At 67.8% G+C, this 12,390-nt stretch carries 12 protein-coding genes; 5 read left to right on the top strand and 7 right to left on the bottom strand.

What is annotated here, in order from left to right; translation table 11 throughout:
• Positions 1-52 precede the first annotated feature (52 nt).
• The 3 genes from LQV16_RS00435 to LQV16_RS00425 all read left to right on the top strand — a co-directional run bounded on the left by LQV16_RS00435 (position 53) and on the right by LQV16_RS00425 (position 2,620).
• Positions 53-616, top strand: coding sequence for an NADPH-dependent FMN reductase (locus LQV16_RS00435; RefSeq protein WP_229991949.1), 564 nt, complete (start codon positions 53-55; stop codon positions 614-616).
• 170 nt (positions 617-786) lie between these two features.
• Entirely contained in the window at positions 787-2,079 is a 1,293-nt protein-coding gene (locus tag LQV16_RS00430) for a PLP-dependent aminotransferase family protein (protein WP_229991948.1), read from the top strand.
• 112 nt (positions 2,080-2,191) lie between these two features.
• Positions 2,192-2,620 (top strand): universal stress protein, encoded by a 429-nt coding sequence (locus LQV16_RS00425; protein WP_229991947.1) that lies wholly within the window; start codon positions 2,192-2,194, stop codon positions 2,618-2,620.
• 4 nt (positions 2,621-2,624) lie between these two features.
• Here LQV16_RS00425 and LQV16_RS00420 read toward each other — a convergent pair whose 3' ends face one another.
• On the bottom strand, positions 2,625-4,259 hold the full coding sequence (locus tag LQV16_RS00420) for an AMP-binding protein (RefSeq protein WP_229991946.1): 1,635 nt from the start codon (positions 4,257-4,259) through the stop codon (positions 2,625-2,627).
• Positions 4,260-4,527: 268 nt separating this feature from the next.
• On the opposite strand from LQV16_RS00420, the gene LQV16_RS00415 reads away from it, so the two are divergent.
• Positions 4,528-4,866 (top strand): hypothetical protein, encoded by a 339-nt coding sequence (locus LQV16_RS00415; RefSeq protein WP_229991945.1) that lies wholly within the window; start codon positions 4,528-4,530, stop codon positions 4,864-4,866.
• Between the two features lie 113 nt (positions 4,867-4,979).
• Here LQV16_RS00415 and LQV16_RS00410 read toward each other — a convergent pair whose 3' ends face one another.
• From LQV16_RS00410 to LQV16_RS00395, 4 genes are all read right to left on the bottom strand, one after another.
• Complete coding sequence (locus tag LQV16_RS00410) at positions 4,980-6,542, bottom strand: dihydrolipoamide acetyltransferase family protein (protein ID WP_229991944.1); 1,563 nt, start codon at positions 6,540-6,542, stop codon at positions 4,980-4,982.
• A gap of 9 nt (positions 6,543-6,551) precedes the next feature.
• Complete coding sequence (locus tag LQV16_RS00405; protein ID WP_229991943.1) at positions 6,552-7,532, bottom strand: alpha-ketoacid dehydrogenase subunit beta; 981 nt, start codon at positions 7,530-7,532, stop codon at positions 6,552-6,554.
• Complete coding sequence (locus tag LQV16_RS00400) at positions 7,532-8,809, bottom strand: thiamine pyrophosphate-dependent dehydrogenase E1 component subunit alpha (protein WP_229991942.1); 1,278 nt, start codon at positions 8,807-8,809, stop codon at positions 7,532-7,534. Before LQV16_RS00400 ends, LQV16_RS00405 begins: the two co-directional genes overlap by 1 nt.
• 147 nt (positions 8,810-8,956) lie before the next feature.
• The gene (locus LQV16_RS00395; protein WP_229991941.1) at positions 8,957-10,075 is read right to left on the bottom strand and encodes a histidinol-phosphate transaminase; all 1,119 of its coding nucleotides are present in this window, start codon (positions 10,073-10,075) and stop codon (positions 8,957-8,959) included.
• Between the two features lie 106 nt (positions 10,076-10,181).
• Here LQV16_RS00395 and LQV16_RS00390 point away from each other — a divergent pair, with 106 nt between their 5' ends.
• Complete coding sequence (locus LQV16_RS00390) at positions 10,182-10,568, top strand: phage holin family protein (RefSeq protein WP_229991940.1); 387 nt, start codon at positions 10,182-10,184, stop codon at positions 10,566-10,568.
• Here LQV16_RS00390 and LQV16_RS00385 read toward each other — a convergent pair.
• Both LQV16_RS00385 and LQV16_RS00380 read right to left on the bottom strand, forming a co-directional pair.
• Entirely contained in the window at positions 10,519-11,892 is a 1,374-nt protein-coding gene (locus LQV16_RS00385) for a PE-PPE domain-containing protein (protein WP_229991939.1), read from the bottom strand. The two genes, LQV16_RS00390 and LQV16_RS00385, sit on opposite strands and share 50 nt — an antisense overlap.
• Positions 11,893-11,987: 95 nt before the next feature.
• Complete coding sequence (locus LQV16_RS00380; RefSeq protein ID WP_229991938.1) at positions 11,988-12,329, bottom strand: hypothetical protein; 342 nt, start codon at positions 12,327-12,329, stop codon at positions 11,988-11,990.
• Positions 12,330-12,390 lie beyond the last annotated feature (61 nt).

Below are 12,390 nucleotides of genomic sequence, written 5' to 3'. Positions count from 1 at the left end.
ACGATCCACCAGCCGCCGGAACCATCCTGCGGCGTGATGCACAGGAGTACATATGTCCAAGAAGACCATCCTCACCCTCGTCGGCAGCCTTCGCGCCGGCTCCACCAACCTTCAGCTGGCCGAGGCCATCGCGCTCAACGCCCCCGAACAGGTGGACGTAGTCATCCACGAGAGCCTGGGCAACATCCCGTTCTACAACGAGGACATCGACGTCGAAGGCCAGGTGCCCGCGGCCGCCGCCGCCCTGCGTGCCGCCGCCAACGACGCCGACACCATCCTGCTGGTCACGCCGGAACACAACGGCACCGTCCCGGCGTCGCTGAAGAACGCCATCGACTGGCTGTCGCGCCCGTTCGGCGCCGGCGCCCTCTCCGGCAAGCCCACCGCAGTTGTCGGAACCGCCTTTGGCCAGTTCGGCGGCGTTTGGGCCCAGGACGAGGCCCGCAAGGCCGTCGGCATCGCCGGCGCCCAGGTCCTCGAGAACGTCAAGCTGGCAGTCCCCGGCTCGATGGTCCGCTTCGCCGAGGTCCACCCCAAGGATGACGCCGAAGTTGTCGAGCAGATCAAGGGCGTGTTCGACGCGCTGGCCGAGGTCCCCGCCGCAGAAGCGGCCTAGGCTTTCCGCACTCCGCTCAACAACACCCCGAGGCCCCCGGCAGCATGCAGCTGCCGGGGGCCTCGGGGATCCCGGCCAGTTGCGGCGGGTGAGGCCGGGTGATGGCCTGGAAACAGTCGTTCGAAAACAATCGTTTCCCCCCGTGCAACATGGGTAGTATCCTTGGGACTGTGACCCACGAAACACTTGATGCCGCCGCAGCAGTACTTCCGGCCGAGGCCATTGACGCAATCGAACGTGCGGCTACGTCCGCCCACCGCCACGAGATCCTGTTCTCGGAGCGCGCAGCAAATATCAAGCAGTCGGCAGTCCGGGACGTTTTCGACATCTCGATGCGCCCCGGCCTCGTTTCCCTCGCCGGCGGAAGCCCGTACCTGCAGTCCCTGCCGCTGGAACGCCTTGGCCAGACCGCCGCGAAGATCATCGCCGAGCAGGGAATGACCGCCCTGCAGTACGGCAGCGGCCAGGGTACCGAGGAACTCCGCGCCCAGATCTGCGAGGTCATGGCAGCTGAGGGAATTCTCGACGCCGACCCCGCGAACATCGTGATTACCGCCGGTTCGCAGTCCGCGCAGGATGTGGCCACCAAGGTCTTTTGCAACCCAGGCGACGTGGTGCTCGTGGAGGATCCCACCTATGTGGGCGCCCTCAACACGTTCGAGGCCTACCAGGTGGAAGTCGAAGCCGTGCCGATGGACGGCGACGGCATCGTCCCGGACCTGCTGGAGGCGAAAATAGCCGCCCTCCAGACCGCCGGCAGAAACATCAAGTTCCTCTACACCATCCCCAGTTTCAACAACCCGTCCGGCATCACCCTGGCCGCAGAACGCCGGCAAGCGGTGGTGGATATATGCCGAAACGCGAATATTTTGGTGCTGGAGGACAACCCCTACGGCCTGCTCCGCTTCGACGGCAAGCCGCTGACCCCTTTGCGGGCAGCCAACCCGGATGACGTCATCTACATGGGGTCCTTTTCAAAGATCTTCGCACCGGGCCTGCGGATCGGCTGGGCCCTCGTCCCGGCCCACCTGCAGCGCCGGTATTACCTGGCATCAGAGGCCGTCACCCTGTGCCCGCCGACCCTGAACCAGATGCTGGTATCGGCCTATCTGCGCGACTACGACTGGCGCGGCCAGATCGAGACGTACCGCGGGCTGTACAGGGAACGCTGCGAGGCAATGCTTGCCGCCCTGGCCGAATACATGCCGGACGGACTGAGCTGGACACAGCCCGACGGCGGCTTTTTCGTGTGGGTGACCTTGCCCGAAGGCGTGGACACCTACCCGCTGCTGAAGAAGGCCATCGACGCCGGCGTCGTCTTCATCCCGGGGGCGGCCTTCACCTCGTCGGACGACACGTCGAACAAGATCCGGCTGGCGTTCAGCGCGGTGCCGCCCGAGTCGATCCGTGAGGGCGTGCGGCGGCTCGCGCCGGTCCTGCGGGAAGCGTTGGCCGCACTGTAGCGTGAACAGCGGCAGGGTTCGCTGCGGCGCATGAACAGCGCTAGCCGTCGAACAGCAGGGCCGATCGAACAGGCGCATTGAACAGCATTACTCGTTGAAAGAGGAGCAGTCCATGACCGGAATTATCGTTGTCGGCGTCGACGGCAGTGAAACTGCCCTGCGGGCGGCGCACACCGCGCGCGACCTCGCAGTTTCCGTGGGGGCGACACTTCATGTGGTCAGCGCCTTTGACAGCGACAGGACCCAGGTCTTCGGCAGCGGCAGTGACCAGTGGATCGTTTCCGACGCCGGCAACGCGGAAACGGTGGCGCGGACGGTGGCGGACGGCCTGCGCCGCCCGGACATCGCCGTCACCTACGCCGCCGCCCGGGGCAAGCCCGCCGAGGCCCTGATCCGGGAAGCCGAACGGACCGGTGCCCTGATGATTGTGGTTGGCAACCGACGGATGAGCGGGATCGGCCGGGTCTTGGGGAGCGTTGCGAACAGCGTGGCCCACAACGCCCCCTGCGACGTCTACATCGCCAAGACCGACGCCGACTAAGGCGCTACCGCTTCTCCGGCACCGCGGCCGGCACCGCGGCCGGCTCCTCGGCCGGTTCCGCGGGCTGGAGCATCCGGCGCAGGATTTTTCCTGACGCGGACTTCGGCACGGCTTCGATGAACTCCACGCGGCGGATCTTCTTGAACGGCGCCACCTTGGCCGCCACGAAGTCCATGACGCCCGCCACGTCCAGGGCATCGCCGTCCGCTCCGGGCTGGCGGACGACGAACGCCTTGGGCACTTCCTGGCCGTCGGCGTCGAGGGATCCGATCACCGCGGAGTCGGCAATGCCGGGGTGCGTGAGGAGCAGGGCCTCCAGCTCCGCCGGGGCGATCTGGTAGCCGTTGTATTTGATCAGTTCCTTGAGCCGGTCCACGATCGTCACCACCCCGTCCGCCCGCACCGTGGCGATGTCCCCGGTGTGCAGGAAGCCGTCCGCGTCCAGGGTGTCCGTGGTTTCCTGCGGCCGGTTGAGATAGCCGAGCATCACGTTCGGCCCGCGGCACAGGAGATGTCCCGGCGCGCTGGTGCCGTCCGCGGGAACCGGAATATCCTCCCCCGTGGCCGGGTCCACGAGGCGGCACTGCATATTCGGCACGGTGTAGCCCACGGAGCTGACGGGGGCGTCGCCCGCTTCGCGCGGAATAAGGTGAGATACCGGGCTCATCTCGGTCATGCCATAGCCCTGCAGGACCCGGCATCCGAGGCGTTCGGCCAAGCGGGTGCCGAGCTCTCCGTCCAGCGGCGCCGCGCCCGAGAGGGCGGTGTGCACCGAGCCGAGGTCGTACTCGGCAACCAGCGGGTGCTTGGAGAGCGCCACGGCCACGGGTGGGGCGATGAACAGGTAGCTGCACCGGTGATCCTGGATGATCCGCAGGAACTCGGGCAGATCGAATCTGGGCATCGTGACGAGCCTGGCCCGCTGGCGCAGGGCGAGGTTCAGCAGCACGGTCAGCCCGTAGATGTGGAAAAACGGCAGCAGCGCCAGGAGCCGGTCCTCGGGGACCACGCCGAGCAGCCCCCTGGCCTGTTCCACGTTGGCGACCAGATTTCGGTGGCTGAGCATGACGCCCTTCGGCCGGCCCGTGGTGCCGGACGAGTAGGGCAGCACGGCCACATGCGTGGCCGGATCGAACGAGACGCGGGGCGCCGGCGCGCCCATGGCGAGCAAGTCACCCAGCGAGGGGTGGCCGTCGGCGCCGTCGAGCACCACGAGCCGCGAGGCCGGGATCCCGGTCCTTTCGGCCGCCTCCCGGGCGGCCGGCAGCAGCGCCGTGACGGTGAAGAGCCAGCTGGCGCCGGCGTCGGTGAGCTGGGTGGCGATCTCGTCCACGGTGTACAGCGAGTTGATGGTGGTGACCGTGGCGCCTGCCCGGAGCAGGCCGTGGAAGACGGTCGCAAAGGCGGGGACGTTGGGGCACAGGATGGCTGCCACGCCGTGCACTCCGAGGCCTTGGGCGGCCACGGCGCCGGCAAGGGCATCGATTTGCCCGCGGAGCGCCCGGTACGTGGTCTCCGCACCGCTGGCGCCGTCGACGATGGCGACCCGGTCCAGGTCCTCCTCTGCCAGAGCGCCGAAGAGGTAGTCGTAAATGCCGAGATTGGGAACTTCGACGTCGGGGTACGGGCTTGAAAACACGCAACATCTCCTTTGATCCGCGTCCGCCCGGGCTGTCGGCGGCTGGTGTCACTCTAATCCCGGGGCGCATCGCCGGGACAGGACGGCGCGGACTTGGCTGTGTTCCGGCTTGACTGTGTTCCGACGTGACTGTGACTTGACGAGGATCACCCCCTCCCGTGGGCAGCCTCACCGCCCAGTGGGCCTGCCGGAACGGACCGGCTCGATAAAATGGGAAGTGCCCTGCGATGGTGCGGACATCCAAGAACCCACCTACCGAGGGAGCCCCATGATCACTCTTCAGCGCCGCCAGCTGGTTGGCCACGACATCCTGCTGGCCCGGCACGGCAACCACATCAGCGCCATGCGCCTGGACCGCAGCACCGGCCGCGTTGTCGCGTTCCTGGACGACGGATCAACCGACAGCGCCCCGAACTTGATTGCCCCGGGTCTGCGTATGCCCGACACCGTGCGCAGCGTGCTCCGTGAGGACTGGAAGTTCCTCACCGGGATCAGCGCAGGCAGCGTGGTGCTCGCGGGCCTGATGTTTGCCGCCTCGGCCGCCGTCGCAGGCATGAGCGGCGATCCCGCGCTGGTCCAGATGCTGACCGCGTACTCGGGAAACTGAGCCGCCCGGGCCAATTGGCCTGATACTGACCGAACCCCGCGGCTGAATAGTTCAGCGGCGGGGTTCCGTCGTTTCGGGGCTTCCGGCCGTTTGGGGCTCCGGCAGTTTCGGGGTCAGTCCAGCAGTAGTGCCGGCTCTTCCAGGATGGCGGCGACGTCCGCCATGAAACGGGCTGAAAGGTCACCGTCCACCACCCGGTGGTCGAAGGAGCCGCCGAGGGTGGTGATCCAGCGCGGAATGACTTCGCCGTCCAGGACCCAGGGCTTTTGCTTGATGGTGCCGAACGCCACGATCGCGACTTCGCCCGGGTTGATGATCGGCGTGCCGGTGTCGATGCCGAGGGCGCCGATGTTGGTCACGGTGAGCGTGCCGCCGCGCATCTGGGCGGGCTGGGTCTTGCCGGCCCGCGCCGTAGTGGCGAGATCGTTCAGGGCCAGGGCCAGCTGCTTGAGCGAGAGGTCCTGGGCGTTCTTGATGTTCGGCACCATCAGTCCGCGGGGCGTGGCGGCGGCGATGCCCAGGTTCATGAAGTGCTTGACGTGGATTTCCGCGGAATCGCTGCCGTCCGGGTTGTCCACCCACGTCGCGTTGACACTCGGGTTCCGCGCCGCGGCCCAAATGACCGCCTTGGCCAGGATCAGCAGCGGGGAAACCCTGATGCCTTCGAAGTCGCGGGAGGCCTTCAGGCGCTTGACGAATTCCATGGTGCGGCTGGCGTCGACGTCGACAAAGATGCTGACGTGCGGCGCCGCGAAAGCCGATTCGACCATGGCTTTCGCGGTGGCCTTGCGGACCCCCTTGACCGGGATCCGCTCGATCCGCTGGTCCTGCGGGCGGCCGGACTTGCCCCAGAACGAGTCCGCCTTGTCCACCTCGGCGTCACGCTGGGCCTGGTAGCTCACCAGGTCCTCACGGGTCACTTCACCGCGGGCGCCGGTGGGCACGACGTCGGCCAGGTTGATCCCGAGGTCCCGGGCGATCTTGCGGACCGGGGGCTTGGCCAGCACCTTGCCGACCAGGCCGCTGATGGCGCCGCCCAACGTGGGGCGCGGGTCAATGGACTCGGCCGGGCCAGCAGCCTCGGCAGCCGGGTGGCCGACGGCGTCCGGGCTGATCCAGATGTCGTGGGCCTCAATCCCCACCCGCTCCCCAGCCTCGCTAGCTCGGCCAGGGAACCCGGCGGGCGTGGCCCCCGGCTCGACCACCGGGGCGGCAGCGCCGGCGCCGGCCGAAGTGGCCGCCGGGGCGGAAATCCGCCGCCGGCGCTTGACGGCGTCGGCCTTGGGACCGGAGCCCACAAGCGGGCCGCCGGCCGGCCTCCCGGCTGCTTCGCCGGCGTCGGACGTGTCAGCCTGCAGCGTGCCGTACATGGGAGCCGCCGGGGCGGGAGATGCCTGGGCAGCAGGCGCCGGGGCGGCCTGCTCCGGGGCGGCGACGGCGTCGCTCACGCTGATGATCGGCGTGCCGACCTCCACCGTGACTCCCTCGGGAACCAGCAGTTCGGTGACGGTCCCCGCGAAGGGTGAGGGCAGTTCCACCAGGGACTTGGCCGTCTCGATCTCGCACAGGACCTCGTTGATGGCCACGGTATCGCCGGGCTTGACCTTCCAGGCGACGATTTCTGCCTCCGTTAGCCCTTCGCCGACGTCGGGGAGGTTGAACTTGTTGAGCGTCATGGGTCCTCGTCAGTACGCCAGGGCGCGGTCCAGCGCCTCAAGGATGCGGTCGATGTCCGGCAAGTAGTCTTCTTCGACCTTGGCCACGGGATAGGGCATGTGGAATCCTCCGACGCGGATGACCGGGGCCTCCAGTGAATGGAAGGCCCGTTCGCTGATCCGCGCGGCAATTTCGCCGCCGATGCCGCCGAAAGTGGGGGCCTCGTGGGCCACGATCAGCCGGCCGGTCTTCTGGACCGATGCCGTGACGGTGTCGAAGTCGATCGGCGAGATGGAACGGAGGTCGATTACCTCGACGCTGTGGCCGTCCTCGGCCGCGGCCTCCGCCGCTGCGAGGGCCACGGGCACGAGCGGTCCGTAGACAACGACGGTAGCGTCGGTGCCCTCGCGGAGCACATGCGCCTTAAAGGGGTCCGCGGACGCGCCGGGGGTCTCGGTATCGACCTCGCCCTTGAGCCAGTAGCGGCGCTTGGGCTCGAAGACGATGACGGGATCCTGGCAGTCGACGGCCTGCTGGATCATCCAATAGGCATCGTGCGGATTGGACGGCGTGATGATGCGCAGGCCGGCCGTGTGGGCGAACAGGGCCTCCGGTGATTCGGAGTGGTGCTCGATCGAGCCGATGCCGCCGCCGTATGGGATCCGGATGACGACGGGAACGGTCAGGTTGCCGTTGCTGCGGGAATGCATCTTGGCCAGCTGGGTGGTGATCTGGTTGAACCCCGGGAACACGAAGCCGTCGAACTGGATCTCGCAGACCGGCTGGTAGCCGCGCAGGGACAGGCCGATGGCGGTGCCGATGATGCCGGACTCGGCCAGCGGGGTATCCACCACGCGGTCGGCGCCGAATTCGGCGATCAGCCCGTCAGTGACCCGGTAGACGCCGCCGAGGGCCCCGATGTCCTCGCCCATCAGCAGCGAGCGGGGGTTGTTGCTCAACGTGGCCCGCAGGCCCTCGTTGATGGCCTTCGCAATGGTCATGGTGGTCATTACTGGGCCGCCCCGTCTGTCTGCCCAGCCTGTGCCGGACCTGATTTTGCCTGTGCGGTTTCGGCGTCGGCGAACCCTGCGCTGTATTCCTCGAACCAGGCCAGTTCCTCGGCCACCAGCGGATGGGCCTCCACGTAGGTGTTGGCGAAGGCAGTCCGGATGTCCGGGGTTTCGAGGTCGTAGGTGGTCTTGCGGACATAGGCGGCGAGCTCGTCGCCGTCGGCCTTGACCTGCTCGAAGAAGGAGTCGTCCGCGAGGCCCTCGGCCCGGAGATACTTCTCCAGCCGCGCCAGCGGGTCCTTGGCCCGCCACAGGCCCTCCTCGGCGGACCCACGGTACTTGGTGGGGTCATCGGCTGTGGTGTGCGCCCCGACCCGGTAGGTGAACGCCTCGATCAGGACCGGACCGTTGCCCTCACGGGCCTGCTCCAGCGCCCACTCCGTGACGGCGTGGACGGCGATCACGTCATTGCCGTCCACCCGGATGCCGGGGAAACCGTAGCCCTTGGCGCGGTTAGCGAGCGGGATGCGGGTCTGCACGGAGCTCGGCACGGAGATCGCCCAGTGGTTGTTCTGGCAGAAGAAGACCACGGGCGCCTGGTAGGACGAGGCGAACACCATGGATTCATGGACATCCCCTTCGGAGCTGGCTCCGTCGCCGAAGTACACCATGACGGCAGCGTTGGGCTCCACGGCCTGTCCCGCATCCCCACCGCCGGCGGCGTTGGCGGCCGCCAGCTTCTGGTCCCGCTGGATGCCCATGGCGTAACCCACGGCGTGCGGGGTCTGGGCGGCCAGGACCAGCGTGTAGAGGTGGAAGTTCGTGTCCTTCGGGTTCCAGCCGCCGTTGGAGACGCCACGGAACTGACGCAGGAGCTCGGCCAGGTCCACGTTCCGGGTCAGGGCCACGCCGTGCTCGCGGTAGGTCGGGAAGATGTAGTCCTGCGGCTGGCTGGCCCGGCCGGAGCCGATCTGCGCGGCTTCCTGTCCCGTGAGCGGCACCCACAAGGCCAGCTGGCCCTGCCGCTGCAGGGCGGTGGCTTCCACATCGAAGCGGCGGATCTTGGCCATGTCAGCGTAAAAGCCGCGCAGCGTGTCCGAATCCAGCTTCTCGGCGTACTTTGAGAAAACCGGGTCCGAGCCCAGGGTGCCGTCAGGGCCCAGCAACTGCACCATCGGCTCTGCCGGGGCGCCCAGTTGGGCCTCGGCCTCCGCCTCGAGCTGGTCATCCATCTCGGTTCCGTCGAACTCGGTAGAGGGCAGATGTGTGGCGCCCATACCGTCTCCTTGCTTGCCGCATCCGAATGCGCCGCAATCGCTGGGATATATGCCGGACAGGGAATACATTCCCCGCCCGGCATATATTTTGGCTTACTGGTCCTTACTTTAGCCGCACAGGGCGGACTGAACGCGCCGTGTTAAGCGCTAGGAACGCCGCGGCGGTTTTGTATAGATCGCACAGAGCTCCAGGAACCGGGTGTTGGCTTCCGGTTCGCCGATGCTGACCCGGACGCCCTCGTTGCCGAAGGCGCGCACGGACAGCGCCCGCTCGGCCGCCAGGGCGGCGAATTCCGCGCTGTTTGCGCCCAGATTGAGCCAGACGAAGTTGCCTTGGGCCTCCGGAACGAACCATCCGAGCTCCCGCAGTCCGGCCGTGACCCGGTCCCGTTCGTCCACCAGGCTTTGTACCCTTTCTACAACGTCAGCGAAGTGCTCGATCGACGTGACGGCAGCCGTTTCCGCGATTTGGGACACCGCGAAGGGTGTGGCGGCGACCCGCAGGTGCTGCGTCAGGTCGGGGCGGGAGACGCTGTAGCCCACGCGGAGACCGGCGAGGCCGTGCGCCTTCGAGAACGTCCGCAGGACGACGACGTTGGGGTACTTGCGGTACATGGCGATGCCGTCCACAGCGTCGCCGGCGCGCACGAATTCCTGGTAGGCCTCGTCGATGACCACCACGACGTCGGCCGGAACGGCATTGATGAAGCGCTCCGTTTCCTCCGTGGTCAAGATGGGTCCGGTCGGGTTGTTGGGCGTGCACAGCAGGATCATCCTGGTCCGGGCGGTCACTGCGGCAGCCATGGCGTCCAGGTCGTGCCGCCCGTCGGCCGTCAGCGGGATCCGGACGCTCTCGGCGCCCGCCAGTCCAACGCAGATCGGGTAGGCCTCAAACGAGCGCCAGGCGTAGATGACTTCGTCGGCCTTGCCGTCGTCGTTCTGGCCGGCGAAGGTGGTCAGCAGCTGGTTCAGGGCGCCCAGGCTGCCGGCGCCCGTGACGATGTCCTCGGCGGGAACATCCAGGAAGCGGGCGAGCGATTCGCGCAGCTTGCTGCTGAGCGGATCGGGGTAGCGGTTGAAGTCGGTCTGCGCCGCGATGGCCTGCTGCACTGCAGGGATCGGGGGCAACGGGTTTTCATTGGAGGACAGCTTGTAGCTGACCAGGCCTTCCACGGGGGCGGGCGGTTTTCCGGCCGCGTAGCGGGGGAGGAGGTCTACCACCGGACGGGGCTTGATGCCCCCGGCCGGGTTCTCTGATGAAGTCATGCCAACTAGCCTACTTCGGGTCGCTGCCGCTGTTGGGGGATGCTCGTTGCCGCCAGGGGGAATATGGTCCCTGCCGCTGCCGCCGGGCGTATGACAGCATGGGGCCATGCGCTCATTCATCGTACGAGTCATCATCAACGGGCTGGCCCTGGCAATCGCCTGCTGGATCCTCACCGGGCTGGATATTTCCACCCAGGGCGACGGCACCATCAACGTCATCCTGGGATACCTGTTTATCGGCCTGATCTTCGGCCTGGTTAATGCATTCGTCAAGCCGATCGTCAGCCTTCTGTCGCTGCCGATCACCATCCTCACCCTGGGCCTGTTCACGGTGGTCATCAACGCAGCGATGCTCTACCTGACGTCCTGGATCAGCAGCTACACCGTTGTGCACTTCACCATCGACTCGTTCTTCTGGACTGCCGTGTTCGCAGCCATCATCATCAGCGCGGTGTCCCTCGTGGCCAGCTTCCTTCCCGCCCTCGATCGCTAGGGGCTCCCGGGCCGTTCCGCGGCCCCGAAGCCGTGGGAGGGCCCGGCGCCGCCGGCGTTCCCCGCGGTGCCGGCCGGGCCTCGCGCCGGAGCGAGAACCGGGTGACCGTCGCCGCCCCGCCGGTCCCTACTACTGCGGCCAGCGCAGCCGTGGAGTCCTGCAGCGTGTTGTCCCGGCTCGCCGAGACGAGCGCGGCCCCGTCCGCGTAATTCCCCAGCCGGTGCCCCGGACCCAGGCCGAAGTCCTGCAGCGGCGGCACGGCCAGCGGGTTGGTGAGGGTCACGGTCACCCTGTCCCTGGTGTCCGGGTTGGCCAGTCCGTCTGCTCCCGGCACCCAGTCCTGCTCGTGTTCCAGGTGCAGGCTGCGGATCCCCGGCGCCGGGCTGATGCCGCCAACGGGCGAGCCCGCCGTCAGCACGAATTTGAGATCGTACTCGGCCAGGACGGCCCGGTCCTTGCTGAGGTTCATCGCGTGGATCCCACCCTGGCTGTAGCCGACAGCCACGAGCTGATCGCCGGCCTCGGCTCCGGCCTGCTGCAAGGCCTGCCGGACAGCGCCCGCCGTCGATGCCGAGTCGTAGCCCAGGGCCTCGGCGATGCCGGCGGGGTCAAAGGGGTTGGTGCCTTCCGGCAGGCCGCCCTGCTGGGTTCCCGGGATGACCACCACCCACGCTTTGCGGGTCCCGCCGTCGACCTCTATCACCTCGATCCGGCCACCCTGCTCCCCCACCGCTCCGGCCCGCCGCAACAGCCCGGCCGGTGAGAGGTCGACGTCGGCCGAAAACGTCTCCCGGCCCACGATGTTGACGGGCCTGGGCTTGAGGAACATGAGCCCCGGCGCGTCCGAAACGTCCCGGACCAGGCGACGGATGTCAGTGGGCCCACTCAGGGCTCCGGCGACGGCAGCCAGGGGCCCGGGAAGGCCAAGGAGCGCGGCAAGATTCCGGGGCGCCATGGCGATCCAGTCTTCGGCGATGCTGCGCACCCCCGGTAGGGCGAACGGCTCCGGCGCTGCGCCGTACTCGGAGCCGTGAAGCCCCATCCGCAGCAGCAGGGCATTCCGGGCTTCGGCGTATTCGTACTCGCGGTGGCTGGCGCGGACGTCGTCGCCAATGCGCTGAAGTTGTGACCGGACGCGGCCGACGTCCCGGCCAGCCTCCCCCACGGCGATGATGGCGTTGCTGCCGCTGGAGTAGGAGTCGGATTGATAGGGGAAAAGGGCGCGCCGGGCGGCGTCGGCTTCCATTTCAACCGATTGCAGCTGCCGGACCAGCCCGTCCAGTGCCGCGGCACCGGCCAGCAACTCCTCAAACTGGAAGCTCACCCCGCCGATGCCACCCCGGATTCTCAGACTGCCGTCTGCCGGCGGCGCTGAAACCCCGGGGGTGCCTCCGGAGCCTGCCGGAGTCGCCTCGGCCATCAGGGGCCTATCCGGTCCGCAGGCTGCGCCACGTTCCGGGCGTGCCGGAGCACCACAGCAACAGCATCGAGCAGGGAGTCCCGGCCCCTGCGCAGCGCCGCCGCGTGCAGGGACAAGGCAAGCCGATAGGCGCGGCCGGCCGGTGACTGCCACGTCTGTAGCTCAAGCCGGGCGAGCGCGGCGAGTACCGCGTCCGCCTCATCGGCGCACCTCGCTACGCGCCCAGCGAGCTGCTGGACTTCATAGCTGCGTGACGCGCACTCGAGGGCATCGGCGGCCGTCACGCCAAAAACAGCCACGCTGCCCGCCGGTCCGGGCGCCATCCCACTGGTCGGCGTCATCCCACTGCCCTGAGTCATCCCGCTGCCCTGAGATGACTGCTCTGCGACATCCAACTACTCA

This window comes from Arthrobacter sp. Bi26 (genome assembly GCF_918697925.1).
Taxonomy (GTDB): domain Bacteria; phylum Actinomycetota; class Actinomycetes; order Actinomycetales; family Micrococcaceae; genus Arthrobacter.
This window is presented reverse-complemented; position numbering and strand designations above follow the sequence as displayed.

What these genes read in the sequence shown, in the direction of transcription:
- LQV16_RS00435 (WP_229991949.1), top strand. Translation starts at nt 53, where the DNA reads ATGTCCAAGAAGACCATCCTCACCCTCGTCGGCAGCCTTCGCGCCGGC.
- LQV16_RS00425 (WP_229991947.1), top strand. Translation starts at nt 2,192, where the DNA reads ATGACCGGAATTATCGTTGTCGGCGTCGACGGCAGTGAAACTGCCCTG.
- LQV16_RS00415 (WP_229991945.1), top strand. Translation starts at nt 4,528, where the DNA reads ATGATCACTCTTCAGCGCCGCCAGCTGGTTGGCCACGACATCCTGCTG.
- LQV16_RS00410 (WP_229991944.1), bottom strand. Translation starts at nt 6,542, where the DNA reads ATGACGCTCAACAAGTTCAACCTCCCCGACGTCGGCGAAGGGCTAACG.
- LQV16_RS00405 (WP_229991943.1), bottom strand. Translation starts at nt 7,532, where the DNA reads ATGACCACCATGACCATTGCGAAGGCCATCAACGAGGGCCTGCGGGCC.
- LQV16_RS00400 (WP_229991942.1), bottom strand. Translation starts at nt 8,809, where the DNA reads ATGGGCGCCACACATCTGCCCTCTACCGAGTTCGACGGAACCGAGATG.
- LQV16_RS00395 (WP_229991941.1), bottom strand. Translation starts at nt 10,075, where the DNA reads ATGACTTCATCAGAGAACCCGGCCGGGGGCATCAAGCCCCGTCCGGTG.
- LQV16_RS00390 (WP_229991940.1), top strand. Translation starts at nt 10,182, where the DNA reads ATGCGCTCATTCATCGTACGAGTCATCATCAACGGGCTGGCCCTGGCA.
- LQV16_RS00380 (WP_229991938.1), bottom strand. Translation starts at nt 12,329, where the DNA reads ATGACGCCGACCAGTGGGATGGCGCCCGGACCGGCGGGCAGCGTGGCT.